Origin of the sequence: Nonomuraea cypriaca, assembly GCF_015645445.1 — a bacterium.
In the GTDB taxonomy this organism is placed as follows: Bacteria; Actinomycetota; Actinomycetes; order Streptosporangiales; family Streptosporangiaceae; genus Nonomuraea; species Nonomuraea cypriaca.
On sequence record NZ_JADOGI010000085.1, the window covers coordinates 1 to 25,930 of the forward strand.

Annotated in this window: 25 protein-coding genes; 10 read left to right on the forward strand and 15 right to left on the reverse strand. The window is 70.2% G+C overall.

Features of this window, described 5'->3' with window-relative positions; all coding sequences use genetic code 11:
- Positions 1-222: 222 nt before the first annotated feature.
- The 5 genes from ITP53_RS26335 to ITP53_RS26355 all read right to left on the reverse strand — a co-directional run bounded on the left by ITP53_RS26335 (position 223) and on the right by ITP53_RS26355 (position 5,341).
- Positions 223-1,041 (reverse strand): segregation and condensation protein A, encoded by an 819-nt coding sequence (locus ITP53_RS26335; RefSeq protein ID WP_195898128.1) that lies wholly within the window; start codon positions 1,039-1,041, stop codon positions 223-225.
- The gene (locus tag ITP53_RS26340; RefSeq protein WP_407941305.1) at positions 1,038-1,973 is read right to left on the reverse strand and encodes a ParA family protein; all 936 of its coding nucleotides are present in this window, start codon (positions 1,971-1,973) and stop codon (positions 1,038-1,040) included. Before ITP53_RS26340 ends, ITP53_RS26335 begins: the two co-directional genes overlap by 4 nt.
- Before the next feature lie 123 nt (positions 1,974-2,096).
- A complete protein-coding gene (locus ITP53_RS26345) occupies positions 2,097-3,002 on the reverse strand; it encodes a site-specific tyrosine recombinase XerD (RefSeq protein WP_195898130.1) in 906 nt (301 codons plus the stop codon).
- Positions 3,003-3,017: 15 nt separating this feature from the next.
- Complete coding sequence (locus ITP53_RS26350) at positions 3,018-3,626, reverse strand: NUDIX domain-containing protein (protein WP_195898131.1); 609 nt, start codon at positions 3,624-3,626, stop codon at positions 3,018-3,020.
- 50 nt (positions 3,627-3,676) lie between these two features.
- Complete coding sequence (locus ITP53_RS26355; RefSeq protein ID WP_195898132.1) at positions 3,677-5,341, reverse strand: CTP synthase; 1,665 nt, start codon at positions 5,339-5,341, stop codon at positions 3,677-3,679.
- A gap of 356 nt (positions 5,342-5,697) precedes the next feature.
- Here ITP53_RS26355 and ITP53_RS26360 point away from each other — a divergent pair, with 356 nt between their 5' ends.
- The 4 genes from ITP53_RS26360 to ITP53_RS26375 all read left to right on the forward strand — a co-directional run bounded on the left by ITP53_RS26360 (position 5,698) and on the right by ITP53_RS26375 (position 9,380).
- The gene (locus ITP53_RS26360) at positions 5,698-6,282 is read left to right on the forward strand and encodes an acyltransferase (RefSeq protein ID WP_328815798.1); all 585 of its coding nucleotides are present in this window, start codon (positions 5,698-5,700) and stop codon (positions 6,280-6,282) included.
- A gap of 40 nt (positions 6,283-6,322) precedes the next feature.
- Positions 6,323-7,447: an NAD(P)H-dependent flavin oxidoreductase gene (locus ITP53_RS26365; protein WP_195898134.1), complete on the forward strand. Its 1,125-nt coding sequence runs from the start codon at positions 6,323-6,325 to the stop codon at positions 7,445-7,447.
- Between the two features lie 150 nt (positions 7,448-7,597).
- Entirely contained in the window at positions 7,598-8,470 is an 873-nt protein-coding gene (locus ITP53_RS26370) for an ROK family transcriptional regulator (protein WP_236051197.1), read from the forward strand.
- 151 nt (positions 8,471-8,621) lie between these two features.
- Entirely contained in the window at positions 8,622-9,380 is a 759-nt protein-coding gene (locus ITP53_RS26375) for a GntR family transcriptional regulator (RefSeq protein WP_195898135.1), read from the forward strand.
- 4 nt (positions 9,381-9,384) lie between these two features.
- Here the strand turns inward: ITP53_RS26375 and ITP53_RS26380 are convergent, their stop codons facing one another.
- Positions 9,385-11,769 carry a GcvT family protein gene (locus ITP53_RS26380; RefSeq protein WP_195898136.1) on the reverse strand — a complete coding sequence of 795 codons (2,385 nt, stop codon included), beginning with the start codon at positions 11,767-11,769 and terminating at the stop codon, positions 9,385-9,387.
- Between the two features lie 68 nt (positions 11,770-11,837).
- Between ITP53_RS26380 and ITP53_RS26385 the strand changes: the two genes are divergently transcribed.
- The 3 genes from ITP53_RS26385 to ITP53_RS26395 all read left to right on the forward strand — a co-directional run bounded on the left by ITP53_RS26385 (position 11,838) and on the right by ITP53_RS26395 (position 14,274).
- Positions 11,838-12,743 carry a choline kinase family protein gene (locus ITP53_RS26385; protein WP_195898137.1) on the forward strand — a complete coding sequence of 302 codons (906 nt, stop codon included), beginning with the start codon at positions 11,838-11,840 and terminating at the stop codon, positions 12,741-12,743.
- Positions 12,744-12,789: 46 nt separating this feature from the next.
- Positions 12,790-13,395 (forward strand): DUF4126 domain-containing protein, encoded by a 606-nt coding sequence (locus tag ITP53_RS26390; RefSeq protein WP_195898138.1) that lies wholly within the window; start codon positions 12,790-12,792, stop codon positions 13,393-13,395.
- A gap of 165 nt (positions 13,396-13,560) precedes the next feature.
- Positions 13,561-14,274: a hypothetical protein gene (locus tag ITP53_RS26395; RefSeq protein ID WP_236051198.1), complete on the forward strand. Its 714-nt coding sequence runs from the start codon at positions 13,561-13,563 to the stop codon at positions 14,272-14,274.
- A 130-nt stretch (positions 14,275-14,404) separates the two neighbouring features.
- Here ITP53_RS26395 and ITP53_RS26400 read toward each other — a convergent pair whose 3' ends face one another.
- The gene (locus ITP53_RS26400) at positions 14,405-14,887 is read right to left on the reverse strand and encodes a hypothetical protein (protein WP_195898139.1); all 483 of its coding nucleotides are present in this window, start codon (positions 14,885-14,887) and stop codon (positions 14,405-14,407) included.
- A 422-nt stretch (positions 14,888-15,309) separates the two neighbouring features.
- Between ITP53_RS26400 and ITP53_RS57890 the strand changes: the two genes are divergently transcribed.
- The gene (locus ITP53_RS57890) at positions 15,310-16,188 is read left to right on the forward strand and encodes a serine protein kinase RIO (protein WP_195898140.1); all 879 of its coding nucleotides are present in this window, start codon (positions 15,310-15,312) and stop codon (positions 16,186-16,188) included.
- 83 nt (positions 16,189-16,271) lie between these two features.
- On the opposite strand, the gene ITP53_RS26410 is transcribed toward ITP53_RS57890, so the two are convergent.
- Both ITP53_RS26410 and ITP53_RS26415 read right to left on the reverse strand, forming a co-directional pair.
- On the reverse strand, positions 16,272-17,096 hold the full coding sequence (locus ITP53_RS26410; RefSeq protein WP_195898141.1) for a patatin-like phospholipase family protein: 825 nt from the start codon (positions 17,094-17,096) through the stop codon (positions 16,272-16,274).
- Between the two features lie 329 nt (positions 17,097-17,425).
- Positions 17,426-17,884 (reverse strand): rhodanese-like domain-containing protein, encoded by a 459-nt coding sequence (locus ITP53_RS26415; RefSeq protein ID WP_195898142.1) that lies wholly within the window; start codon positions 17,882-17,884, stop codon positions 17,426-17,428.
- 72 nt (positions 17,885-17,956) lie between these two features.
- Between ITP53_RS26415 and ftrA the strand changes: the two genes are divergently transcribed.
- Positions 17,957-18,973, forward strand: coding sequence for a transcriptional regulator FtrA (gene ftrA / locus ITP53_RS26420; RefSeq protein WP_195898143.1), 1,017 nt, complete (start codon positions 17,957-17,959; stop codon positions 18,971-18,973).
- Between the two features lie 453 nt (positions 18,974-19,426).
- Here ftrA and ITP53_RS26425 read toward each other — a convergent pair whose 3' ends face one another.
- On the reverse strand, positions 19,427-19,963 hold the full coding sequence (locus tag ITP53_RS26425; RefSeq protein ID WP_195898144.1) for a PadR family transcriptional regulator: 537 nt from the start codon (positions 19,961-19,963) through the stop codon (positions 19,427-19,429).
- Between the two features lie 57 nt (positions 19,964-20,020).
- On the opposite strand from ITP53_RS26425, the gene ITP53_RS26430 reads away from it, so the two are divergent.
- Positions 20,021-20,782, forward strand: a complete 762-nt coding sequence (locus ITP53_RS26430; RefSeq protein WP_195898145.1) for an alpha/beta fold hydrolase — start codon at positions 20,021-20,023, stop codon at positions 20,780-20,782.
- A 211-nt stretch (positions 20,783-20,993) separates the two neighbouring features.
- On the opposite strand, the gene ITP53_RS26435 is transcribed toward ITP53_RS26430, so the two are convergent.
- The 5 genes from ITP53_RS26435 to ITP53_RS26455 all read right to left on the reverse strand — a co-directional run bounded on the left by ITP53_RS26435 (position 20,994) and on the right by ITP53_RS26455 (position 25,869).
- Positions 20,994-21,614 (reverse strand): PepSY domain-containing protein, encoded by a 621-nt coding sequence (locus ITP53_RS26435; RefSeq protein WP_195898146.1) that lies wholly within the window; start codon positions 21,612-21,614, stop codon positions 20,994-20,996.
- A 55-nt stretch (positions 21,615-21,669) separates the two neighbouring features.
- On the reverse strand, positions 21,670-23,778 hold the full coding sequence (uvrB, locus tag ITP53_RS26440) for an excinuclease ABC subunit UvrB (protein WP_195898147.1): 2,109 nt from the start codon (positions 23,776-23,778) through the stop codon (positions 21,670-21,672).
- Positions 23,779-23,855: 77 nt separating this feature from the next.
- Positions 23,856-24,089, reverse strand: coding sequence for a helix-turn-helix transcriptional regulator (locus ITP53_RS26445; RefSeq protein ID WP_195898148.1), 234 nt, complete (start codon positions 24,087-24,089; stop codon positions 23,856-23,858).
- 14 nt (positions 24,090-24,103) lie between these two features.
- Positions 24,104-24,958, reverse strand: a complete 855-nt coding sequence (locus ITP53_RS26450; protein WP_195898149.1) for an ABC transporter permease — start codon at positions 24,956-24,958, stop codon at positions 24,104-24,106.
- On the reverse strand, positions 24,955-25,869 hold the full coding sequence (locus ITP53_RS26455; protein ID WP_195898150.1) for an ABC transporter ATP-binding protein: 915 nt from the start codon (positions 25,867-25,869) through the stop codon (positions 24,955-24,957). Before ITP53_RS26455 ends, ITP53_RS26450 begins: the two co-directional genes overlap by 4 nt.
- Positions 25,870-25,930 lie beyond the last annotated feature (61 nt).

Sequence of the window (25,930 nt, forward strand, 5' to 3'; positions counted from 1 at the left end):
GTCTCACGGTCAACCGGCGCCTGATCGTCAGCCGACGCCCCACCGTCAACCGGCGCTTGATCGTCGGGCGGCGGGGCAGGCTCGGGTGGTGCCGTGCCGGCAGGCGGCGGGGTGGTCTCCGCGGCTGGGGCGGGGGGTTGGACGAGGGATCCCGGGAGAGTCATCCAGGCGGGCAGCGGCGGCTCCGAGTCAGGGGACTTGCGCGGGGTGGGCAGTGGGTTGTCAGTCATTGGGTGGTTTCTCCGCGGATTCCTCGTAGTCGTCTCCCACCGCGACGTCGCCGTCGTCGGAGCCCGTCCAGGTTACGTGCAAGTCTCCCAGCGGTTCGATCTGTTCGAACGTCACCGCCGACTCCCTGAACAGTTCGAGCACGGCCAGAAACCTGGCGATGACCTCGAAGGTCCCGTCGCAGTCCGAGACGAGCGCGCGGAAGGTGGCCCGCCGGAGCCGGCGCAGGTGCATGACGAGGATGGCCGCCTGCTCCTTGACGCTGGCCAGCGGCTGGTAGATGTGCCCCACGTTGACCGTGGGCGGCAGCTTCGGCACGAAGGCCCTCGCCGCGATCTTGGCGAGCTGCTCGGGCCCGATGCCGAGGATGAGCTCGGGCAGCAGGTTGGCGAACTGCGCCTCCATCGGCACCGTACGCGGAAAGCGCAGCGCCTCCTCGGCCATCCGCCCAGCGAAGATCTTCGCCACTTCCTTGTACGCCTTGTACTGCAGCAACCGCGCGAACAGCAGGTCCCTGGCCTCCAGCAGCGCCAGGTCCTCCTCGTCCTCCACCTCGCCCGACGGCAGCAGCCTGGCCGCCTTCAGATCGAGCAGGGTGGCCGCGACCAGCAGGAAGTGGCTGGTCTGGTCGAGGTCCCACTCGGGCCCCCTGGAGCGGATGTACGCGATGAACTCGTCGGTGACCTTGGAGAGCGAGACCTCGGTGATGTCCAGCTTGTGCTTGGCGATGAGGCCAAGGAGCAGATCGAAGGGGCCCTCGAAGACGTCCAGGTGGACCTGGAAGCCCTGGGGTGGCGTCTGCTCTGCGGTCACCTGGCCATTGTGGCAGGCTGCGGCCAGCGCGACAGCACCTCGCGGGCCAGCTCACGGTAGGCGTTGGCGCCCAGGGACGACGGGTCGAACGTGGTGATCGGCTCACCGGCGACCGTGGCGTCGGGGAACCGGACCGTACGGTTGATCACGGTGTGGAACACCTTGTCGCCGAACGCCTCCACCACCCGGGCCAGCACCTCGCGCCCGTGCAGGGTGCGGGCGTCGTACATGGTGGCGAGCAGCCCCTCGATCTCCAGGTCCTCGTTGAGGCGCTCCTGAACCTTGGAGATCGTGTCCATGAGCAACGCCACGCCGCGCAGGGCGAAGAACTCGCACTCCAGCGGCACCATGACGCCGTGGGCGCAGGTCAGCGCGTTGATCGTGAGCAGGCCGAGAGACGGCTGGCAGTCGATGAGGCACACGTCGTAGTGCGGCAGCAGCGGCTTGATCACGCGGCCGAGCACCTGCTCACGGGCGACCTCGGTGACGAGCTGCACTTCGGCGGCCGACAGGTCGATGTTGCTGGGCAGCAGGTCGAGCCCGTCGACGCCGGTCTCGATCAGCACGTCCTCGGCGGTGACGTTGCGCTCCAGCAGCAGGTTGTAGACCGTCAGGTCGAGCTGCAGCGGGTTAATGCCCAGGCCGACGGACAGGGCGCCCTGCGGGTCGAAGTCGACCAGCAGGACCTTGAGCCCGCACTCGACGAGCGCGGCGCCCAGATTGATGGTTGTCGTGGTCTTCCCGACGCCACCCTTTTGGTTGACCATCGCGACCACCCGGGCAGGTCCGTGCACGTCAGGCGGCACGGGCTCGGGGAACACGGGTCGGGGCCGCCGTGTCGGGCCCAGGTTGACGCCATTGGAAGGCGCGTTGGTCTTCGTGTCGCCCCAGGGGTTGTCGGGGGTCCCCGGGGTCGAACCCTTGGTCGTCACAGTCACCAGCTCGAACCTCCCTGACGATCCCGAACCGGACCGTCCGGACGGACACTATGGCGTCACCACTTAACGCGGCAAGGCGGCACGCCGTGGGTGCCGCACGTCCCAAAAGACTATAGATCACTGCCGGGCACGGGGATGCGCCGCGGCATAGACCTCGCGGAGCTTGTCGACCGTGACCAGGGTGTAGACCTGTGTGGTCGTCACAGAGGCATGGCCGAGCAACTCCTGAACCACCCTAACGTCGGCGCCGCCGTCCAAGAGATGAGTTGCAAAGGAATGCCGGAGAACATGCGGACTTATCCCGGCTAGTCCGGCGCGTTCGGCGGCGGCCTGGAGCACCTCCCACGCCCCCTGCCTGGTCAGACGCCCGCCCCTGGCGTTCAGGAAGACGCCGGGGGTGCCGCGCCCGTGGGCGAGCAGGCCGGGCCGGGCGCGCACGAGGTACGCGTCCAGGGCGGAGCGGGCGTAGCGCCCCAAGGGCACGACACGGGTACGGCCGCCCTTGCCGCGCAGGCGCACCTGGTCGTCCTCGAGGTCGTCCACGGCCAGCCCGACGGCCTCGGAGATGCGGGCGCCGGTGCCGTACAGGACCTCGAGGAGTGCGCGGTTGCGCAGCGTGAGGGGCGCGCCCTCGGGGCCCGACGCGGCGATGAGCCGCTCGACCTCGTCCACGGCGATCGCCTTGGGCAGGCGGCGGGGCTGGCGCGGCGGGCGTACCTCGTGGGCGGGATCGTGGGCCATGACGCCTTCGCGCAGAGCGAACCTGTGCAGCCCGCGCACGGCGGAGACGGCGCGGGCCGCGGAGCTGGCCACGAGGGCGGGGTGGTCGCCGTCGCCCTCGCGCAGCGCCGCGAGGAAGGCCTGTACGTCGGCCTCCCCCACCTCGTCGAGCTGCAGGCGGCCGCGCGCCTGCAGGTGGTCGACATATCGGCGCAGGTCACGACGGTAGGACGCGAGCGTGTTGGCAGCCAGGCTCCGCTCCACCGCCAGATGGGCGAGGTAGCTGGAGAGCACTGCCTCCACGAACCGGTCCTTCCGTCACGCCTCCGGGGCGTCGGCGGGGCGCAACAGGGCGAACCCCTCAACCGAAGCCGCATATGCGGCGAGGATACCGGCCACGGCCGGGGAACTGTGGATCATTCCCATGAGGGCGTTCTCCACCGCGTCGGCCAGCGGCACCCATTCGACCGGCATGTCGATCTCCTCGTGCCGGTGCACGAAGGAGTTGTCCTCCTCGGGGATCTCGGTGAGGTCGCGGGCGAGGAACACCCGTACGCGCTCGTCGCTCATGCCGGGTGAGGAGCGCAGGTCGATGAGCGTGTACCAGGTTTCCGCACGGTATCCGGCCTCCTCGGCGAGCTCGCGCGCGGCGGTGGCGACGAGGGGTTCGCCCGCCACGTCGCGGATCCCGGCGGGCAGCTCCCACATGAGGTGGCGGGTGGGGTGGCGGTACTGCCTGATCATCAGGACCCGGTCCTGGTCGTCGAGCGCGAGGACGGCGACGGCGCCGGGATGCACCACGTAGTCGCGGTCGGCGACCTCGTCGCGGGGCATCTTGACGGTGTCGGTGACCACGCGGATGACGTAGCCCTCGAAGCGTTCCTTGGTGTCGACGACGTCCCACACCTCGGGCGTGTCCGTGATCATGGCGGCTCTCGCTCTCGGTCGCTCGTCACCCATGCCGCGCCCAGCCTCGCTCACTGGCCGACCTTCTCCGCCACGCGGCCGTCTGCGTAGACCAGGGCCGCGCCGACGAGGCCCTTGAACATCGGGTTGGCCCGCGTCGGACGGGAGCGGAACTCGGGGTGCGCCTGGGTGCCGATGAAGAAGGGGTGTACGTCCACGGGCAGCTCGGTGTACTCGACCAGGCGGCCGTCGGGCGACAGCCCGGAGAACACCAGGCCGACCTTCTCCAGGTGGTCGCGGTAGGTGTTGTTGACCTCGTAGCGGTGGCGGTGGCGCTCGTCGGCCTTGGCCTTGCCGCTGTAGAGCTGCCTGGCCAGGGTGCCCTCGACGAGCTTGGCGGTGTAGCTGCCCAGGCGCATGGTGCCGCCCATGTCGCGCTCGCCGGCGACGACGTCCTCCTGGTCGGCCATGGTGGAGATGACCGGGTGCTTGGTGTCGGGGTCGAACTCGGCGGAGTTGGCGTCCACGATGCCGGCCATGTTGCGGGCCGCCTCGATGACCATGCCCTGCATGCCGAGGCAGATGCCGAGCAGCGGGATCTTGCCCTCGCGGGCGTACCGGATGGCACCGATCTTGCCCTCGATGCCGCGCACGCCGAACCCGCCGGGGATCAGCACGCCGTCGACGCCGTCGAGCTCGCGCTCGGAGCCCTCGGGGGTCTCGCAGTCGTCGCTCTTGACCCACCGGATGTTGACCCGCGCGTCGTTCGCGAACCCGCCGGCCCGCAGGGCCTCGGTGACGGACAAGTACGCATCCGGCAAATCAATATATTTCCCGACCAGGGCGATGGTGACCTCCTTCGCCGGCCGGTGCACCCGGCGCAGGAGCTGCTCCCACTCCTTCCAGTCGACGTCGCGGAACGGCAGGCCGAGCCGGCGCACCACGTACGCGTCGAGCCCCTCGGAGTGGAGCACCTTCGGGATGTCGTAGATCGAGACCGCGTCCACTGCGGAGACGACGGCGTCCTCGTCCACGTCGCACATCAAGCTGATCTTGCGCTTGATCGCCGTCGTGACGGGCCGGTCGGACCGCAGCACGATCGCGTCCGGTTGGATGCCGATGCTGCGCAGCGCGGCCACGCTGTGCTGGGTCGGCTTGGTCTTGAGCTCGCCGGACGGCCCGATGTACGGCAGCAGCGACACGTGCAGGAAGAACACGTTGTCGCGCCCCACCTCGTGCCTGATCTGCCGCACGGCCTCCAGGAACGGCAGCGACTCGATGTCGCCGACCGTGCCGCCGACCTCGGTGATGACCACGTCCACCTCGGGACCGGCCATGCCCCGGATCCGATCCTTGATCTCGTTGGTGATGTGCGGGATGACCTGGACGGTGTCGCCCAGGTATTCGCCCCGCCGCTCCTTGGCGATGACGTTGGAGTAGACCTGGCCGGTGGTCACGTTGGCCGAGCCGTGCAGGTCGGTGTCGAGGAACCGCTCGTAGTGGCCGACGTCGAGGTCGGTCTCGGCACCGTCGTCGGTGACGAACACCTCGCCGTGCTGGAACGGGTTCATGGTGCCGGGGTCGACGTTGAGGTAAGGGTCGAGCTTCTGCATGGTGACCCTGAGACCTCGTGCCTTGAGCAGGCGACCGAGACTTGATGCCGTGAGCCCCTTGCCGAGACTGGAGGCGACACCGCCGGTGACGAACAGATGCTTGGTTTGCGATGCGCTGCGCAAAGGGGCTCCCGTGGCTCGAGGTGTGGTCGAAGTGTCCACGGGCTCTCAGGATATCAAACAACGCCCCTCACATGCCCGAACGGTACGAACTGGCAAGCAGCCCACCGCACGAAGCCCGGCCATGAACATGATTTTGCATCGGGCGGACGAGCCCGCCTCCACGCAGTGGAGGCCATCAACACAGCGAGGGAGCGCCGTCGTCTGGAGGAGCGTAGGGAGCGAAGCGAGCGGAGCGGGGGAAGACGGCGGCATCGGGCGGACGAGCCCGCCTCCACGCAGTGGAGGCCATCAACACAGCGGTAGCTTTGGGGCTTATGTCATTTGTACGGCGGGCCTTGGGCACACTGATACACCGTGTGTACACGGCGATCCGCCACGCCGGCGCGATCACTCCGGCCAGTCCGGCGGGCCACCGGTTCCGCCGTCTCGGGCCAGGGGTCAACATCGCGTTCCCTCCCGGAGCGATCTTCGGCGAGCAGTGGATCGAGGTCGGCGACCACACGCTGATCGGCGAGCGTGTGTCGATCTCGTGCGGCATGGGCCCTGGACAGGACCTGGGACCGGACTCGATCCTGCGCATCGGCCGCGGCTGTTCGATCGGCCGGGGCTCGCACATCGTGGCGCACCAGTCGATCGACATCGGCCACGACGTCTTCACCGGCCCGTACGTCTACATCACCGACCAGAACCACGTCTACGACGACCCAGACGTGCCGATCGGCAGGCAGTGGCCGCGCAACAGCCCGGTCTCGATCGGCCCCGGCTCATGGCTGGGCGCGGGCGCCATCATCCTGCCCGGCACGACGCTGGGCCGCCAGTGCGTGGTGGCGGGCGGCGCGGTCGTCCGCGGCGAGTTCCCCGACCACAGCGTGGTCGCCGGGGTCCCGGCGAGAATGGTCCGCAGCTACGACCCTGAACTCGGCTGGCACCTGACGACCTGACGGCGCTGACAGGCACGTCCGCGGGCGTTAGCGTCGTCTCATGCGGACCGATCTGTGCGAACGGCTGGGCACCGAGTTCCCCCTGTTCGCCTTCAGCCACTGCCGCGACGTGGTGGCCGCCGTCACGAACGCGGGCGGGTTCGGGGTGCTGGGCGCGGTGGCGTACTCGCCCGAACGGCTCGACGCCGAGCTGAGCTGGATCGACGAGCAGGTGGGCGGCCGGCCGTACGGCGTGGACGTGCTCGTCCCCGGCAGGCTCGACGCCTCCGCGCTCGACCGGCGCGCGCACCTCCTGGACCACGTTCCCGACCGGCATCGTGACTTCGTGACGCACCTCATGTCCAAGTACGGCGTGCGCGCCCCCGCGCGGCCGCTGACCCCGGTGGCCGACGAGTTCGGCCGGCGGATGACGGCCACGGGCGCGTCGGGGCTGATCGACGTGGCGCTCAAGCACCCGATCGGGCTGATCGCCAGCGCGCTCGGGCCGCCCCCGCCCGAGATGGTGAGCGCGGCGCGGCAGGCGGGCGTCACGGTGGCCGCGCTGGCCGGGACGGTCGAGCACGCCCGCAGGCAGGTGACGGCGGGCGTGGACCTGATCGTCGCGCAGGGCACGGAGGCGGGCGGGCACACCGGGGAGATCTCCACGATGGTGCTGGTGCCGCAGGTGGTGGACGCGGTCGCGCCGGTGCCCGTGCTGGCGGCGGGCGGGATCGCGTCCGGGCGGCAGATGGCGGCCGCCATGGCGCTCGGGGCTCAGGGCGTGTGGTGCGGGTCCGTCTGGCTCACCACCGAGGAGGCGGAGACGGCTCCCGCGGTCAAGCGCAAACTGCTGGCCGCCTCGTCGCTGGACACGGTCCGGTCCACTTCCCGTACGGGCAAGCCGGCCAGGCAGCTCAAGTCGGCCTGGACCGAGGAGTGGGACTCCGGCCAGGAGAGCCCGGGAGCGCTCGGGATGCCGCTGCAGATGCTGGTGGCCGAGGGCGCGATGGCCCGCATCGGCGCGGCGGCCGAGCGGGGCGAGCCTGGGGCGCTGGAGCTGGTCAACTACTACGTCGGGCAGGTCGTGGGCCAGCTCGACCAGGTGAAGCCGGCCCGGCAGGTGGTGTACGACATCATCAGCGAGTACGCCGACGCGGTGGAGCGCCTGGCCCGCCTGTCCGAGTGACCCCGGCGCCCGGCTACCCCTGACCAGGCGGCACGTATGTCGGTCTGTGTGCATGGATGTCCTGCGCCCGAATTCCGCGGCTCACACTCCCCGGCGAATCCAATTCCGTACAGTCCGTAATGGCACATCGGCAGATGCCAGGGAGACTTCATGGAGCCGCAGCTCATGCGGGACGTCAACACCGTCGCCGTCCTGCGCCGGCTCAGGGCCGAGACCGGCATGAGCGTGTCCGCTCTGGCCAAGGCCGTGGGGTTGTCCCGCCAGACGGTCACCCGCTCGCTGACCGCACTGGCCGAGGAGGGCCTGGTCGAGTTCTGCTCCCTCGATCGCGGCTCGGCCAGGCCGGGGCGGCCCGTGCGGCTCATCCGCTTCCGCACCGAGGCGGGCCACGTGCTCGGCCTCTCGATCAGCCCGCGGGACCTGCGGGTGGCGGTGTCGGACCTGGCCGGGACGATCGCCGCGAGCGAGGTCGTGCGGCTCGGCCCCGGGCTGGACGGCGAGACGGTGGTGGAGACGCTGCTGGCCACCGTACGGCGCACGCTGGACTCCGCGGGCGTCGGCGACCCGTGGTTCGCCTCGGTGGGCACGCCCGGCATCGCCGATCCGGCGACCGGGGTCATCGAGCTCGTCCCGAGCCTGCCAGCGCTGGCCGGCGACCTGCTTGCCCGCCGCCTGCGCGAGAGCCTGGGCTGCCCGGTCCACGTGGACAACGACGTGCGGCTGGCCACGCGGGGCGAGCGCCGGCGCGGCGCGGCGCGGCTCGCGGACTCGCTGGTGATGATCCACTGGGGCGAGCGCGTCGGCGCCGGCATCGTGCTGAACGGCGAGCTCTACCGGGGCGCCTCCGACGACGCCGGCGGCTCGTGGTCATCGGCGGCCCCCTGTCCAGGTGCGGCGAGACGCTGCTCGCCGCGGTCCGGCGCCATCTGTCCGGCCGGCCCTTGGGCCGGCCCGCCCTGGAGGTCTCGGCGCTCCGGGACGACGCCGTCGTCCACGGCGCCCTGGGCCACTCGCTGGACGTGATCGAGCGCACCAGGTTCGGCCTGGCGCCAAGTGGTCGCCGGGCCGCCTCGTGAACATGGCCCCCTGGGGCAGGGCGTACGGCTGGAACGAGGGCGCGATCAAGGGGTAGCGCGGTCGTCCGGGATGTCGTGGTCCGGGCTACGATGCGCCTGTGGTCGGGACACCGCCTGAGCTGGAGCGTGGCACCGGAGTCCCCGCGCACGTGCAGATCGAGCGCTGGCTGCTCGAGTCGATCTCCAGCGGCGAGATGGCGCCGGGCGACCGGCTGCCCGGCGAGCGGGAGCTGGCCGGGCGGCTCGGCGTGAGCAGGATGACGCTCAGGCAGGCGCTGGCCACGCTGGAACGCGACGGCGTGCTGATCAGGCTGCCCGGCCGCTCCGGCGGGGCGTTCGTGGCCGAGCCGCGCATCGAGTGCGACCTGACGGGCCTCGCCGGGTTCACCGAGCAGATGCGGCGCGCCCACCTGCGGGCCGAGGCGCGGATCCTGGTGGCCGCGACCGTTCCCGCCCCGCGTGCGGTGGCCAGGGCGCTGGAGGTCCCAGTGGGCTCGCCGGTGCACGAGGTGGCCCGGGTACGCTCGGCCGGCCGCTCCCCGGTGGCACTCGAACGCTCCTACTTCCGCGACCTGCCCGGCCTCCTGGCCCAGGACCTCGGCGGCTCCCTGTACACGTTGCTGGCCACCCGCTACGACCTGGAGCCGCGCACCGCGGTCGAGCATCTCGCCCCGGTGACCGCCCGCCCCGCCGAGGCCGCCGAACTGGGCGTCGCGCCCGGCACACCGCTCATGCTGATCGAGCGGACGGCGTACGCGGCGGACGGGACGCCGGTGGAGTTCGCCCGTGACCTGTTCCGGCCCGACCGGGTCAGGATCTCCGTGCGCAGCGGCGTCACCGCACCCGCCGGACCCTAGCCGCTCACCGCACCCGCGCGCCCGCGGGGTCGTAGAGCGGGTCCTCGACCACCGTGCCCGCCACCCAGGCACCCTCGATCTCGATCTCCACCTTGGTCCCAGGCCCGACCGGCAGGTAGGCGTAGGCGATGGACTCGCGCACGGTGTAGCCGTACCCGCCGGAGGTGACGCGCGCCACCACCTGACCGTCCACCCGCACCGGCTCGTTGCCGAGCGCGACGGCCCGCGGGTCGCGCAGCGTCACGCACCGCAGCCGCCGCTCCGGCGAAGGGTCGAGCGCGTCCTTCCCAAGGAAGTCCTTGTCCATCTTGACGCAGAACCCCAGGCCCGCCTCGTACGGCGTCGTCTCCGGCCCGATGTCCGCCCCCCACACCCGGTAGCCCTTCTCCAGCCTGAGGCTGTCGATGGCCCGGTAACCGCCCGCCACCATCCCGTACGGCTCCCCCGCCGCCCACAACGCCCGCCACAACGCGGCGCCGTACTCGCTGGAGCAGTACAACTCCCAGCCCGCCTCCCCCACGAACGTCACCCGCAGGGCCAGCACCGGCACGTCGCCGACGGTGAGCTCGCGCGCCGACATGAACGGGAAGTCCAGCGGACCGGGGGTGAGCCCGGACAGGATGTCGCGGGCGCTCGGGCCCCACAGGGCGAAGCAGGCGTACTGGCCGGTGACGTCGGCGATCCTGACCTGAGCGCCGGTGCGCGCGGCCTGCTTGCGCAGCCACCCGAGGTCGTGCGAGCCGAACGCGGTCCCGGTGACGACCAGGAACTCCTCCTCGCCGCGCCGGGTGACGGTGAAGTCGCACTCGATGCCGCCGCGCCGGTTGAGCGCCTGGGTGTAGGTCACGGCGCCGACCCGGCGGGCGACCCGGTTGTCGCACACCCACTCCAGCAGATCGGCCGCGCCGGGCCCGGTGACCTCGATCTTCGAGAACGAGGTCTCGTCGAACAACCCGGCGGCCGTGCGGGTGGCCCGGTGCTCGGCCCCGATCGCGGGCGACCACGAGCGGCCCGCCCAGCCCATCGGCCGTTCGTCCTCCTGCTGCCCGTTCGCGTTCGCGTCGTAGTGGTTGACCCGCTCCCAGCCCGCCTTCTCGCCGAAGACGGCTCCGTGGGCGGCGTGCCAGGTGTACGCGGGCGAGACCCGCAGCGGGCGCCCCGCCGACCGCTCGTGGCCCGGGTAGCGGATGTCGTAGTACGTCTCGTAGTTCTCGACCGCCCGCTTGAGCGTGTACGACGGCGAGCGGTACTGGCGGCCGAAGCGGCGGATGTCCATGTGCCAGACGTCCATGCCGGGCTCGCCCTCGACGATCCACTCCGCCATCACCCGGCCGATGCCGCCCGCTCCCGCGATGCCGTGCGCGCAGAACCCGGCGGCGACGAAGAACCCGCGCACCTCGGTCTCCCCCAGGCAGAACTCGTTGTCCGGGGTGAACGCCTCCGGCCCGTTGATCAGCTTGCGGATCCCGACGTCGGCCATCGCGGGGACGCGAATCCGGGAATTATCCGAAATTTCCTCAAATCGCGGCCAATCTTCGGTCAGTAGCCGGCCGTTGAAGTCCGGGGGCACCGCGTCGAAGGAGTTGTGGGCGGCCGTCCAGGGGGCGCAGGTGCGCTCGTACCCGCCCATGACGAGTCCCTGGACCTCCTGCCGGTAGTAGACGAGCAGGTCCGGGTCGCGCAGCGTGGGCAGGCCGGTGTGGTCGTGGAAGGCGTCCGTGACCACGTACTGGTGGGACATGGGCACGATCGGGATCCGCACGCCGGCCATCCGGCCGATCTCGGCGGCGAACATGCCGCCGCAGTTCACCACGATCTCGCAGTCGATGTCCCCCCGGTCGGTACGCACCCCGGTGACCCGGCCGCCGGCGGTCGACACGCCGAGCACGCGGGTGCGCGGCCGGATCACCGCCCCGCCCTCGCGCGCCCGGGCGGCGAGCGCGTAGCAGAGCTGCGACGGGTCCACCTGCCCGTCGGTCGGCAGGTACGCGGCCCCCACGACCCCCGCGGGATCCATGAGCGGGAACAGCTCCACCGCCTCGGCCACCGAGATCTCCTCCAGCGGCAGCCCGAACGTCCGAGCCCACCCGATCTGCCGGCGGATCTCCTCCATCCGCTCGGGCGTGGAGGCCAGTTTGATGCCGCCGCACTCCGTCCACCCGGCGTCCAGGCTTCGGTAGAGCTCGACGGAGTACTGGTTCATCCGGGTCAGCGTGGGGTCGGAGCGGAGCTGGCCGACGAGTCCCGCGGAGTGGAAGGTGGAGCCGCTGGTGAGCTCGTCCCGTTCCAGCAGGACGACGTCGCGCTCGCCGAGTTGGGTGAGGTGGTAGGCGACGGACGCGCCGCCCACCCCGCCGCCGATGATCACGATGCGGGCCGAGTCACTCATGGTCGCGAGGCTAGCCTCCACTCCCTAAAAGGTCTAGACCGTTTAGGCTGGTAGAGCTAGCATCTAGCATGGCCGTGCCCGAGGTCTTCGATCGCATTCCCTTGTTGACCGGCGTGCCGCGCTCCGTGGAGGAGTTGCCCGGCGGTCTGACCAACCACAACTACAAGGTGACCACCCCAGGCGGCGCGTACGTGGTGCGCGTGTCGGCCAGCGACGGCGCCCTGCTGGCCATCGACAGGGACGTCGAGCACGCCTGCTCGGTGTCCGCCGCCGCGGCCGGGGTGGGCGCGCCCGTGCTCGACTATCTGCCCGGTGACGGAGTGCTGGTGGTGGGGTTCCTGCCTGGCCGCACGTTCACCGAGGCCGACCTGCGGGAGCGGGCCAACCTGCCGCGCGTCGCGGAGGCGTGCAGGCGGCTGCACGCGGGGCCGAGGTTCGTACGGGATTTCGACATGTTCGACATCCAGCAGCGATATCTACGGATCGTCCGGGAACGCGGCTTCCGACTCCCGCCGAAATATCTGGATTTCATGCCCGATGTGGCAAAGATTCGGAAATGTCTTGAAATAAGGGACGAAGGTACCGTTCCTTGTAATAACGACCTGTTGCCGGGCAACATCCTCGACGACGGCGAGCGCCTCTGGCTGATCGACTACGAGTACGCCGGCAACAACGACCCCTGCTTCGAACTCGGCAACATCTGGAGCGAGTCCGACCTGCCGCTCGGCCACCTGGAGGAGCTCGTCACCGCCTACTACGGCCGCCGCCTCCGCCACAAGATCGCCCGTGCCCGCCTGCTCGGCCTCATGTCCAAGTACGGCTGGACGCTCTGGGCCTCCATCCAGGACGGCGCGAACGAGAGCATCGACTTCGACTTCTGGTCCTGGGGGATGGAGAAGTACGACCGCGCGATGACCGAGTTCACCGATCCGGGGCTGGCGCGTCTCATGGACGAGGCGGCGCGCACGGACTGAGGCGCTCCCCGGGACGGCGGGCCCGCGGGACGGGCAGACTGGGGGCATGCTCGCCGCACTGACCGGCCTGGGACTGTCCACGGCCGCCGGGCTCAACGCCTTCATCCCCCTCCTCGTGGTGGGCGTGCTGGCCAACCTCACCGACTCCGTGAAGCTCCCCGACGGCTACTCCTGGCTGTCCAACTGGGGAGTGATCGTCGTGATCGCGGTGTTGCTGGTGGCGGAGATGGTCCTTGACAAGATCCCCGCGGTCGACAGCGTCAACGACGCCCTTCAGACCGTGGTCCGACCGGCCTCGGGTGGAGTCGTCTTCTCGGCCACGAACGCCGCCGCCGAGTTCGAGAGCTCCGCCTGGATGTCCGAGCACCCGTGGGCCGGCTGGCTGCTGGGCATCGTGGTGGCCCTGGCCGTACACGCGGTCAAGGCCACCGCGCGACCGGTCGTCAACGCCGGGACGGCGGGCGTGGGCGCGCCGGTGGTGAGCACGGCCGAGGACGCGGGCTCGCTCGGCATGAGCCTGATCGCGGTGTTCGCCCCCGTGCTGGTGGTCGTCGCGTTGCTGCTGCTCGCGGTGCCCGCGTGGTGGCTGATCAGGAGGGTACGCCGCTACCGCGCCCGCAGGAGGGCGGCCCGGGGCCAACCTTCAGGCTGACGCCCGCTCCCCCTCCGGGCGGATTCGCCACCGCTCGCGCCTTCGTACGGTGATCCACTGTCGGGCGATCCTGCGATCGTCGCGCGGGCATCAACGGCTTGCTTGGTGGGATGCGACGGAAACGCTCCAGCGCACTATCCTTCAAATCATCAACACCCACAGGAGGTGGCGGAGATCGGCGAGTTCCTTGTCATCGTGCTGGTGATCCTGGCGTTCCTTCTGCTGCTCGGCGGGGTGGGCATCTACCTGCTGGTCAAGCTCGGCAAGAAGGCCGCCGTCAAAGCCAGGCAGGCCACGACCCGGCTGACCACCCACGTCAACGCGATGGGCACGGGCGACGCCGCCGAAGTCGAGCGCCTCCGGATCGACCTGCGCCGCGAAGTGTCCCTCACCCGTCAGGCCGTCGAGCAGGCGCAGCATGACGGCTGGGGGCTGGGCGACCTGCCGAGACTCCTCGCCGACCTGACGGCGCAGGCCGACGTCCATGACGGGCAGCTCGCCATGTACGCGCAGCAGCGGCGCCTGTCCTCGTTCGTCGACCATGCCACACTCGACCGGCTACGCGAGCACCAGGCGAAGCTGACGGCCATGTGCGCCCGCATCCGCGCCGACCTCCTCGGCGACCAGGTCAGTCACACGGCCACGGGGATCGCCGACCTCTCCTCCCGTACGGACCTGGAGATCGAGGCCCGCCGTCGGGCGCCGGACCCGCTCGACGAGATCGACGAGCTCTACCGCCGCTCGGTGGAGGAACGCCGCCCAGTGGAGGAACGCCGCCCGATGGGCGAACGTCGTCCGGTGGAGGAACGCCGCCCGATGGGCGAACGTCGTCCGGTGGAGGAACGCCGCCCGATGGGCGAGCGCGAAGACCGCCCCTGACGAGCATTCCTCTCGCTCCTCAGCCACCCTCGAACGCGACCGGCCACCGACCACGGCACCGGTCGGACACGGCCCCTGCCGTGCATCTGGAAATGATCGAGCGCGACGCGCTACGAGCGGCGGCCCGGCGCTAGGAGCGGGACCCGTACATGAACGCGGCGAGCTGCTCCTCGGTGGCGCCCTTGCCGGCCATGGCCTTGGTGGTCTGTGCCTGCGCGGTGGTGGGCAGCCAGCCGTCGAGCAGAACCGGCAGCCACAGGCGCCGCAGCAGCGCCTCGGACGCCGAAACCCAGTGCGGCCTACGAGTAACGGCCACGTTGACGCGCAGTGCGTGCTCGTTCCCCGGCGGAACAGCGGGCCGGTCGATCTCGATGGCCACGAAGCGGAAGCCGTTCGCCAGGTCGCAGGCCGCGCAGCCGGCCGGCCCCCTGCTCAACCTGCCACCGCACTCCGCACAGGTCAGCCGGTCGTACGCGGCGTCGACCACCCGCCACGGGTGCTTGTCCGGCTCGTCGACCACCATCTCCGCGGTGAGCCGCTCGTCGGGCGGCTCCAACCTGCCGAACTCCGCTACCAGGAATGCCCGCCAGCCCTCCTCGACGATCTCATCCACCAGCGCGGCACAGCGATCGCAAGCGTGGGCTCCGGCAGGCTACCAATAGCCGCAGACCTCACACCGTCGCATGAGTGCACGCTACAAACCACCACCCGCGCCCCGCACCGCATTATCCAGCCGGCAAAGGCCCGGACACAGCATCGATCCGTGCCCCATGATCGCTCGAACACGGCATCGTCCGTCCGTCTCCCTGCGATCGGGGAGGGAGGGGCGGCCGGTGCGGTTTTAATCGGTTGCGGTGGTCAGACGCGGCCCGCCATACTCTGTCCCGAGTTGATCGCCGCGACGCGAAGGGAGGGTGAGACCGTGATGACGATTGTTCGCGTGCCGTTTTCCGCGTCCTCACACCTTCCCACCGGACGTTCGCTGACCTGATCGACGGGCCGCCGGTGGGCCTCATCCCATGGAGCAATCCCACCGTGCCGAAGCACTCAGAGCACCGCCGCCGTGGCAAGCACGCCCTTGACGCCGACGACCTCGAATGGCTGGAAAGCAATTCCGACGCGACCGACGACGGCCCGCCCGAAGGTGATCGCTGGTCCACCTGGGACCAGAGCACGCCGACGGAGAAGGGCCCCGAGCCGTACCCCGGCTGGCTGGTCACCGAGTTGGCCGCCGTCGACACCGAGCACGGCGTACTCAAGACCGGCAAGGAAGCCGACGTCCACCTGATCTCCAGGGGCGTACCGGGCACCGACCGGGTGTGCCTGCTGGCCGCCAAGCGCTACCGCTCGTCCGACCACCGCCTGTTCCACCGCGACTCCGGTTACCTGGAGGGCCGCAGGACTCGCGAGAGCCGTATCAACCGGGCCATGGCCAACCGCACGAACTTCGGGAGGCAGGCGATCGCCGCCCAGTGGGCGGTCGCCGAGTTCTCGGCGTTGTGCCGGTTGTGGACGCTCGGGGTTCCCGTGCCGTACCCGGTGCAGATCGTCGGAACGGAGATCCTGCAGGAGTTCATGGGTACGGCGGACGGCTTCGCGGCGCCCCGGCTGGCACAGGTCTCCGACGACCTCGACGACCTGTGGAAGCAGCTGGTCGAGGCCATGGTCACGCTGGCCAGGGAGGGGCTGGCGCACGGGGACCTGTCCCCGTACAACCTGCTGGTCCACGACGGGAGGCTGATCATCATCGACCTGCCGCAGATCGTCGACGTGATCGCGCATCCGGCGGGGCCCTCGTTCCTCGGCCGCGACGCCCGCAACGTCGCCACCTGGTTCGCCGCCAAGGGCGTCACAGCCGCCGACCCTGACACCCTCACAGCCCTCCTCCGCAAGGAGTCCGGCATGTCCCCGTGAACAAGACCCCCTGGCGAACCAGGCCGGACCACGGGCCGAGCAGCGGGCCGGACCACGGGCCGAGCCGCGGGCCAGGCGGTTGGTTACTTCCAGATTGCGGCGATGCGGGGTGCGGCGGAGCGGCCCTGGGTGTAGCCGGCCTCGGCGCTGGGTGTGCGTACTTCTGGGGCGAGGGCGTTGGGGCCGAAGGCGGCGAGGGAGGCGGTGTCCGGCTCGATCACCTCGACCGTGCCGGTAAGCCCCTTCCAGGACGGCTCGCCGGTTTCGGGCATCGGCGCCAGCACCAGCACCCTGTCGAATCCGGCGGCGAAGTCGGCGTTGGTGCTCGTACGGATGCCGCCGTCCATGTAACGGACACCGTCGATGGTCACGCACGGCCACACCCCCGGCACCGCGCAACTGGCGGCCACGGCGTCCACCAGACCCACCCCGGACGCGGCCGTGAACAGCCGGGGCTCACCGGTGAGCGCCTCCACCGCCACGATGACCAGGTGACGCTCGGGCCAGTCGTGGACGGGCAGCCGGGCCGCGATGACCTCCCGCCGCCTGGCCTCGGAGACGGTGGAGGCCTCCAACGCCAGCGCACCGACCTTGCGGCGCTGCTCGGCCGGGTCGGGCGTGGACTGGTAGATCGCCTGGAACCGCATCCACAACTGCTCCATCGGCACACCACTCGGAAGTTCGGGTGTCTGCAGCGCCGGATCCGTCTGCCGCGCGAGGAGGTCGGAGAGGGGCACGCCGCTGGTGATCTGACCGCCCACCGTCGACCCCGCGGACGTGCCGACGATCCGATCAGCCGTCGTGACATCGACACCACTCTCGGCGAGGGCGGTGAGTACGCCAGTCGCCCACGCGATCCCGGCGACGCCGCCACCGCCCAGCACCAGCGCCCGCCTGACCTCACTCATCGCACCCCATTCGCCGCGAATTCATCCACGTCACATTACTCACGCCACGCCGCCAAGATCGCGTCATGGCCGGCCTCCTCGTATCTCGCGACCGCCGCGTATCGCATCAGATGCGAACTTGCGAGACCTCGTGCCTGACCCCCCGCCCCCGCCCTTGCGCCGGGTTGCTCATGCCCCGGTGCGCAGACGGGCGTCGCGAGTTCGTCCACGTCCGTTCGTCCAAAGTGCGGCGGCCAGCAGATCGACCTGCATGGTGCCGGCATGCAGGTTTGAGCGGCGGCCAGGGGCAACAGATCCGGTCGCCCCTGGCCGGTGTTCCGAGGCTCATCTCAGCAGCCGCAGGCCACGGCGGAGACCGATGCGGTCAGTGGATCGGCGGGCCTGAGGATGCGCCCGGCCGAGGTCTGGACCGCGAAGCCCTCGCGCACCCAGTACTCATAGCCACCGATCATTTCCTTGACCTGGTAGCCCAGGCGGGCGAAGGCCAGCGCGGCCCGGGTCGCGCCGTTGCAGCCCGGGCCCCAGCAGTACGTGACGACCGTCACGTCAGGCGGGACGACGAGGGGAGCCCCCTCCGCGATCCGTGCGGTCGGCAGGTGAAGGGCGCCGGGCAGGTGGCCCTGTTCCCAGGACTCGATGCTGCGGGAGTCGACCACGATCAGGCCGGGCAGTCCGGCCTCCAGGTCGGTGTGTACGTCGGAGACGTCGGTTTCGAAGGCCAGGCGTGCGCCGAAGTGGTCGGCGGCCTGGTCGGGACGCGCGGGAGCGGTGGAGAGAACAGCGGACATGGCAACGATGTTCGCGGGCGGCCACACAACTCCGACAGTGGCGGGAATGTCGCTTATCGATAGGATCCCGCCATGCGGGTTCTTCCGGAGCATGGGCCGACGGTCGCGGTGCTCGCCTACGCCGGCATGTCACCCTTCGAGACCGGGATCGTCACCGAAGTGTTCGGGCTGCCAAGGCCCGAGCTGGGCGTTCCCTGGTACCACCTGACGGTGTGCGCGGAACGACCGGGCCCGCTGCGCATCGTCGGCGGCGCCACCGTCAACACCGAATACGGTCTCGACGTCTTCGCCTCCGCCCAGACCGTGATCGTGCCGGGGGTGAGCGACGTACGGGACGAGTGCTCACCCGAGTTGATCGCGGCGCTACGCCTGGCCCATGACCGAGGCGCCCGCATCGTCTCCATCTGCTCAGGAGCGTTCGCGCTGGCCGCTGCGGGCCTGCTGGATCGCCGACGAGCGACCACCCATTGGCAGTACGCCGGCCTGCTGCGCCGGCGTTTCCCGCTTGTGAAGGTGAACGCCGACGTCCTCTACATCGACGACGGGGATGTGCTCACCAGCGCCGGCAGCGCGGCAGGACTGGATCTGTGCCTGCACCTGGTACGCCGGGACCACGGGCCGAGCATCGCCAACGCGGTGGCGCGGCGGCTGGTGATCCCACCGCACCGCGAGGGCGGACAGGCCCAGTTCATCGAGGCGCCGATGCCCCACGACCTCGACGACGACCGGATCACCCAGACCATGACCTGGGCCCTCGCCAACCTTCGGCAGGAGATCAGGGTCGAGACCCTGGCCCACCGGGCGCACATGTCCACCCGCACCTACCTGCGCCACTTCGCGCGGTGCACAGGGACCAGCCCCACCCGCTGGCTGATCATCCAGCGGATCCAGGCAAGCCTGCCCCTGCTGGAAAAGACCTCCGCCCCGGTCGAGGAGATCGCCCGAACCGTTGGGTTCACCAGCCCGGTAACCTACCGGTCCCACTTCGTCCGGGCCATGCACACCTCGCCGTCGGCATACCGACGCGCCTTCAGCACCACTGAGCCCGGTGGCACCGAGCCCAAGGCCAGACGTGCCCCTTCCGCGTAAAGATGGCGGGTGCACGACCGCGACGGACGCGACCGAGGAGGAAGCGAAGAAGACGATCGAGCTGATCGAGGCGTTGCGGGCAGATCGCGGAGTGAACGGGCGGTTGGCGACCGAGGAGGATATGGTCTCCCGGCTGCGGATCACCGGGGAGACGGCGACGCAGGTGTTGGCTGAGACCGGTGGTGAACCGCCGTCGAGTGCCTCCTCGGGTGGGTCGCGGATCGGGATGTTGACGGTGCCGCCGTGGCGGCCGGAGAGGTGTCGGTATTGCCGCGGGCCTACCGGGATGTGCTGGAGGTCTTGGGGGATGCCGGTGAGGCGACGCGGGAGGGGCGGATATCAGCGGCGTTGGGGCGAGGCGAGTCGGCCGCCAAGGTGGAGGGGTAGCGGGGCAAGCTCAAGCGGGCTGGTTGAGTAGTGCAATATGTCGCTCAACTCGCCTTCGTCCCTCGATCAGGGGCCGGTAGAGGTCTCGAGGGCTTCGATGGTGGCGCGGAGCCATGCCAGCTCCGCCTGGCTGGTGGCATGCGCGATGGTCAGCAGGCCCTTCCTGAACGGATCCCCGAACTCCTCGGCCCCCATCGGCCGATCTCCCTCGTAGAAGAAGCTGGTCGGCTCCTCCAGGAACGCCAGCCGCCTGCGCAACACGGTCGCCTGCTCCCGCCCCGCACCCAGATGCCGGAGGAAGGCGAGCAGCACGAACCATCGGTTCTCGTCGCTGATGTCGAGCTCGTCGGGCTCCCGCAGCCGCCGCTCCAGCTCCTCTCGCCCTTCGGCGGTCAGGTAGAGCATGCGCCGGGGCGCGGCGGCCGCTCCCGGCTCGTCCTTCCTGAGCAGCCAGCCCGCCACTGCCATCCGCTTGATCGCCGGGTAGAGCGTGCCGTCGGCCACCGGACGCACGTGGCCCATCAAGGCCGCCACCCGCTTACGCAGGTCGTAGCCGTGTAAGGGCTGATCCCTGAGGAACCCGAGTATGGCAAGCTCCAACATGATGACAGCATACCTCGGTTCCGATATATATTGATCCCGATACACGAGGAGGGCGACATGCACGATGCCATCGTCCACCCCAGCGGCGCGCGGATGCGCTGGGTGGAGCTGCCGGGCGCGGACCCGGCCCGCGTCTACGTTCACGGCCTCGGTGCCACCTCAGCCCCTTACTACGCCGGGGTCGCCACGCACCCGCTGCTGCCGCGACGCCGTTCACTGCTGATCGACCTGCTCGGGTTCGGCATCAGCGACCGCCCGCGCGACTTCACCTACACGCTCGAAGCGCACGCCGACGCGCTGGCCGAGGCCCTGCGCAAGGCGGGGGTCGAGGGCACGGCGGTCATCGCGCACAGCATGGGCGGCTCGGTCGCGACGGTCCTCGCCGCGCGGCACGGCGAGCTGGTCTCCAACCTGATCCTCGTGGACGCCAACCTCGACCCCTATCCCCCGGCGCCCGTCCAGCCGGGCGGCAGCGGAATCGCGAGCTACACGGAGGAGTCCTTCGTCTCGCACGGCTGGAAGGACGTACGCGACCGGGTGGGGCCCAACTGGTGGTCCACGATGCGCCTGGCGGACCTGCGCGGCCTCCACCGCACGGCGGTCAGCCTGGCCGAGGGCACCACGCCGCCGATGCGCGACCTCTTGGCGGCGCTCCCGATCCCCCGCGCGTACCTGTATCCGGAGGGTGCCGCGCCGGCGGGGGCCGACGGGCTGCGCGCGGCGGGCGTCCAGGTTCTAGGCATCCCGGAGTCCGGCCACAACATCATGCTCGACAACCCGGAAGCCTTCGCCCGCACCCTCACCACGCTCCTGCCCTGACCACCCGCAGAAGCCACCGGTTGACCACGCTGACGACGTCACGGGCTCCCCGGCAGCAGCCGAGGCTCTTCAGCCGCCGTGACGGGACCCCTCGGTGGACCGACCCTGCGGTGGACCGGGACAGCGCCGTCGCGGGAGACCACCTGACGTCCTGAACACGGTCAGCCGGTGGCCATGCCGTTGGGGATGACCGGTGGCGCCGTGGGCTGGGTCAGCTGGTGGTGGCGCTGTTGCGGGTGACGTCGCCGGTGGCGGCGTCGATGGCCACCTCGTGTCTGGCCCCGTTGGGGGTGACGATGTCGGACTCCCAGACGGTCCGGCCCCGCTCGGTGTCGAGGTTGAGCTCGGTGATGCGCCCTTCGGGCACGGCGGCCATGATCTTGTCCGCCGCCTGCGCGTAGTTCAGCTTGGCCTCTCTGACGCGTTCACGGTGCACGGACTTCTCCACCGCGTCCTCCTCCTCGGTCGTGGGACCGCTGACGACCTTGCCCGACCGCACGTCCATCTGGTGCTCCGTGCCGTCCTCGCGGACGACGTGCACCTCCCAGAGGCTGCCGCCCTCCTCGGTCTCCATCGCGATGAGCGTGGTGCCCGGCACCGCGCTCAGCGCCACCTGGGCGGCCTGGCGCAGCTCGCCCGCGCCCACCCGGCCAGGGCTGCCGGTCGCCGAGCCGGTGGGGGTGCCCGGGGTGGGAGTGAGCGTGGTGGAGGTGGGCGTGCCGATGGTCGGGGTGGTCTGGACGGACAGGCGCTCGACTCCCCCCTCGACGGTGCCGCAGCCCCCCGTGAGCACCGTCGTACCGACCAGAGCCCCGATGATCGTCTTGTTCATACCATGTCGCTGCCCACCCCGAACCGAACCATTCCCGCAGGTCGGCGGCGGGCGCCTAGTGCACGCCGGCCTCGCGCATGTCGCGGAGCTCGCGCTTGAGCTCCTTGATCTCGTCGCGCAGCCGGGCCGCCACCTCGAACTGCAGATCGGCGGCCGCCTGGTGCATCTGCTCCGTCAGCGAGTCGATCAGCGACTCCATCTGCGCCCTGGGCATCTCGCCCGCGATGGCCTTGGCGTGCTGCCCGGCCTGCCGCGCCGACAGCCCGGGGACCGGGGCCTTGCCGCGCGACTGCTGGCGACCGCCCCCGAGCAGCCGGTCGGTGTCGGCGTCCTCGCGCTGCAACGAGTCCAGGATGTCGGCGATCTTCTTGCGCAGAGGACGGGGATCGACGCCGTTGGCCTCGTTGAAAGCGACCTGCTTGGCCCGGCGCCGGTTGGTCTCGTCGATCGCCCGCTCCATCGAGGGGGTGACCTTGTCGGCATACATGTGGACCTGGCCGGAGACGTTACGGGCCGCGCGGCCGATGGTCTGGATCAGGGAGGTCTCCGAGCGGAGGAAGCCCTCCTTGTCGGCGTCGAGGATGGCCACCAGGGACACCTCGGGCAGGTCGAGACCCTCGCGGAGCAGGTTGATGCCGACGAGCACGTCGAACTCGCCGGTCCGCAGCTCCCGCAGCAGCTCGATGCGCCGCAGCGTGTCGACCTCGCTGTGCAGGTAGCGGACCCGGATGCCGAGCTCCAGGAGGTAGTCGGTCAGGTCTTCCGACATCTTCTTGGTCAGCGTCGTGACGAGCACGCGCTCGTCCCGCTCCGCGCGCTCGCGGATCTCGTGGACCAGGTCGTCGATCTGGCCCTTGGTGGGCTTGACGACGATCTCCGGGTCGACCAGGCCGGTCGGGCGGATGACCTGCTCCACGACCTCGCCCTTGACCCGCCCCAGCTCGTAGGGGCCGGGCGTGGCGGACAGGTAGACGGTCTGCCCGATCCGCTCCAGGAACTCCTCCCACTTCAGCGGCCGGTTGTCGAGCGCCGACGGCAGCCGGAACCCGTGCTCGACCAGCGTGCGCTTGCGGGAGGCGTCGCCTTCGTACATGGCGCCGATCTGCGGCACCGTCTGGTGGGACTCGTCGAGCACCAGCAGGAAGTCTTCGGGGAAGTAGTCGAGCAGCGTGTTGGGTGCGCTGCCCGCCTCGCGGCCGTCCATGTGGCGCGAGTAGTTTTCGATGCCCGAGCAGGTGCCGATCTGCCGCATCATCTCGATGTCGTACGTCGTACGCATCCGCAACCGCTGGGCCTCCAGCAGCTTGCCCTGGCGCTCCAGCTCCGCCAGCCGGTCGGCCAGCTCCGCCTCGATGCCGGTCACGGCGGCGGCCATGCGCTGCTCGCCCGCGACGTAGTGGGAGGCCGGGAAGATGTAGAGCTCCTCGTCCTCGGTGATGACCTCGCCGGTCAGCGGGTGCATGGTCGAGAGCTTCTCGATCTCGTCGCCGAACATCTCGATGCGCACGGCCAGCTCTTCGTACTTCGGGATGATCTCGATCGTGTCGCCGCGCACCCGGAAGGTGCCGCGGGTGAAGGCCAGGTCGTTGCGCGTGTACTGCATGTCGACCAGGCGCCGGAGCAGCTGGTCCCGGTCGACGTCCATGCCGACGCGGAGCCTGGCCATGCGGTCGACGTATTCCTGCGGCGTGCCCAGGCCGTAGATGCAGGACACGGAGGCGACCACGATGGTGTCGCGGCGGGTGAGCAGCGAGTTGGTGGCCGAGTGGCGCAGCCGCTCGACCTCGTCGTTGATCGAGGAGTCCTTCTCGATGTACGTGTCACTCTGCGGGACGTACGCCTCAGGCTGGTAGTAGTCGTAATAGGAGACGAAGTATTCCACCGCGTTGTTCGGCAGCATCTCCCGCAGCTCGTTGGCGAACTGCGCGGCGAGCGTCTTGTTGGGCTGCATGATCAGCGCGGGCCGCTGCAGCCGCTCGATCAGCCAGGCGATCGAGGCCGTCTTGCCGGTGCCGGTGGCGCCCAGCAGGACGTTGTCCCTCTCCCCGGCCTTGACGCGGCGCTCCAGCTCGGCGATGGCCGTCGGCTGGTCGCCGGACGGAGTCATCTCGGTGACGACCTCGAACGGCGCCACCTTCCGCTGCAAATCTGTGACCGGTCGCATGATGCCCACTGTAGGCGGAGCGACTGACATAAACCGTCAAGCCCTCCTGCTGGAACACCCCACCGGTCCCTGCGACCTCAGGCGGACCGCTCGCCGATGCGCGGGAAGGGCGTGGTGGAGAAGACCACCTCGACCGGCACCTCGAAGTAGTCGGCGATCCGCAGCGCCAGGTAGAGCGACGGGCTGTACTCCCCGCGTTCCAGGTAACCGATGGTCTGATAGTGCACCCCCAGCGCGTCGGCCAGCTGCCTGCGGGTCACGTTCCGCTCTGCGCGCAGCAGCGCGATGCGGTTGTGGACGGTCTCGCTCATCACCGCGTATCTTCTCAGCCGATCCGCTGCAGTGCCCGCTGCCTGCGCTCCTCCACGAGCGAGCCCGACTCGCGCCTGGCCATCCTGCGCAGGATCGGGGGCGCCAGCAGCAGTCCGGCCACGGCCCAGGCGAGCAGCACGAGCGTCGTCTCCACCGGCCGCCAGGATCCGCCGATCTCGGCGGCGGCAGCGGCGTCGGGCAGCAGTGCGGAACGCATGCCGAGCCCGAGCCAGTACAGCGGGAAGACGTGCGCCAGGGCCTGTAGCCAGCCCGCGAGCGCGGAGATCGGGTAGAAGATCCCGGAGACGGCGGTGAGCCCGCCGACCGCGAGCATGGACAACCCGGCCGCCGCCTGCGGGGAACCCGCGACGGCGCCGATGACCGCGCCCAGCGGGAGCGAGGCCAGCAGCCCCAGCGCCGTGATCCAGACGACGGCGAGCCATCCGCCGGGCCCGATCCCCGTCAGGCCGGGCACGAAGAACAGCCCGGCGACGATCATCACCACCAGGCTGACCACGGTGGAGAGCGAGAGCGAGACCACCCGGCCGACGAGGTAGCCGACCATGCCCTGCGGCAGTGCCTTGGCCCTGAGCAGGGTGCCGTCCTCCCGCTCGACGGACAGCGCTCCCACCGCGCCGATCAGCCCGTTGAGCGGGATCATCAGGCCCAGCATGCCCGGCAGCGTGGCCGCCGCCAGCGACACGTCGGTGCCCGGCACCTTCGCGTCGCGCTGGAAGTACAGCACCACGACGAAGGCGATGGTGCTGACCACGGCGAAGCCGGTGTCCTGCGGGCTGGTGAGCTGGTGCTTGAACTCGACCCAGCCGCGGGACAGCCCCAGCCGGGCGGCGTGCAGCGTGGGGTTCACGCTTCCTCCCTCTTCACGATCGCCATGTACGTGTCCTCCAGCGTGGCCCGGCGTACCTCCAGGTCGCCGATCTCGTCCCCGTGCTGCTCGAACAGCCCGCGGACGAAGCCGGTCGCGTCCTGGGTGGCGTGCACGAAGTGCTCGCCGTCACGGCTCCAGCGCACCTGCGCGTCGCGGGAGGACTCGCGGGACAGGCGGTCGGCGCTGCCGTCGGCGACGATCCTGCCGCCGGCCAGGATGAGGATCCGGTCGGCCAGCTTCTCAGCCTCGTCCAGGTCGTGCGTGGTGAGCAGGATGGTGGTGTCGTCCAGGTCGGACAGACGGTGCACGAGGTCGTGGAAGTCGCGCCTGGCCTGCGGGTCGAACCCGGCCGTCGGCTCGTCGAGGAAGAGCACCTCGGGCCGGCCGACGATGCCGATCGCGACGTCGAGCCGGCGCCGCTGGCCGCCGGACAGCCGGTTGATCCGCCGGCCGGCGTGCTGGGCGAGCCCGACGGCCTCGATCAGCTCGGCGGTGTCGAAGGGCCGCCTGGCGGGGTTCGCGTACGGCTCGTAGTAGCGGCCCAGGTGGTCCAGCAGCTGGTGCACCTTCCAGCGCCCGTGGTCGCGCCAGGACTGCAGCACCACGCCCAGCCTGGCCCGCCAGCGCTCGTCCCCGCGGGCGGGAACGGTGTCCAGCACCCGGGCGATGCCGCCAGAGGGCACCCGGAAGCCCTCCAGGATCTCGATCGTCGTCGTCTTGCCCGCGCCGTTCGGCCCGAGCAGGGCGATCACCTCGCCGGCGGCCACCGAGAATTCGACGCCCCGTAAGACCTCGTGCTGTCCGTACGCCATCCGCAGGCCGCTCACCTCGATCACGGCGGCGCTCTTGCCCAGGTCGACACCGCCCGCGAGCTCTTTCACCGCTCCCATCAACCCTCCAAGTAGTAGGACTACTACATCAATAGCACATCTACTACAGATCGCAATAGAT

Excerpts from the sequence above, each read along its gene's own strand:
- ITP53_RS26350 (WP_195898131.1), bottom strand. The coding sequence starts at position 3,626 with ATGATCACGGACACGCCCGAGGTGTGGGACGTCGTCGACACCAAGGAA.
- ITP53_RS26365 (WP_195898134.1), top strand. The coding sequence starts at position 6,323 with ATGCGGACCGATCTGTGCGAACGGCTGGGCACCGAGTTCCCCCTGTTC.
- ITP53_RS26370 (WP_236051197.1), top strand. The coding sequence starts at position 7,598 with ATGGAGCCGCAGCTCATGCGGGACGTCAACACCGTCGCCGTCCTGCGC.
- ITP53_RS26380 (WP_195898136.1), bottom strand. The coding sequence starts at position 11,769 with ATGAGTGACTCGGCCCGCATCGTGATCATCGGCGGCGGGGTGGGCGGC.
- ITP53_RS26385 (WP_195898137.1), top strand. The coding sequence starts at position 11,838 with ATGGCCGTGCCCGAGGTCTTCGATCGCATTCCCTTGTTGACCGGCGTG.
- ITP53_RS26390 (WP_195898138.1), top strand. The coding sequence starts at position 12,790 with ATGCTCGCCGCACTGACCGGCCTGGGACTGTCCACGGCCGCCGGGCTC.
- ITP53_RS26410 (WP_195898141.1), bottom strand. The coding sequence starts at position 17,096 with ATGAGTGAGGTCAGGCGGGCGCTGGTGCTGGGCGGTGGCGGCGTCGCC.
- ITP53_RS26415 (WP_195898142.1), bottom strand. The coding sequence starts at position 17,884 with ATGTCCGCTGTTCTCTCCACCGCTCCCGCGCGTCCCGACCAGGCCGCC.
- ftrA (WP_195898143.1), top strand. The coding sequence starts at position 17,957 with ATGCGGGTTCTTCCGGAGCATGGGCCGACGGTCGCGGTGCTCGCCTAC.
- ITP53_RS26425 (WP_195898144.1), bottom strand. The coding sequence starts at position 19,963 with ATGTTGGAGCTTGCCATACTCGGGTTCCTCAGGGATCAGCCCTTACAC.
- ITP53_RS26430 (WP_195898145.1), top strand. The coding sequence starts at position 20,021 with ATGCACGATGCCATCGTCCACCCCAGCGGCGCGCGGATGCGCTGGGTG.
- ITP53_RS26435 (WP_195898146.1), bottom strand. The coding sequence starts at position 21,614 with ATGAACAAGACGATCATCGGGGCTCTGGTCGGTACGACGGTGCTCACG.
- uvrB (WP_195898147.1), bottom strand. The coding sequence starts at position 23,778 with ATGCGACCGGTCACAGATTTGCAGCGGAAGGTGGCGCCGTTCGAGGTC.
- ITP53_RS26445 (WP_195898148.1), bottom strand. The coding sequence starts at position 24,089 with ATGAGCGAGACCGTCCACAACCGCATCGCGCTGCTGCGCGCAGAGCGG.
- ITP53_RS26455 (WP_195898150.1), bottom strand. The coding sequence starts at position 25,869 with ATGGGAGCGGTGAAAGAGCTCGCGGGCGGTGTCGACCTGGGCAAGAGC.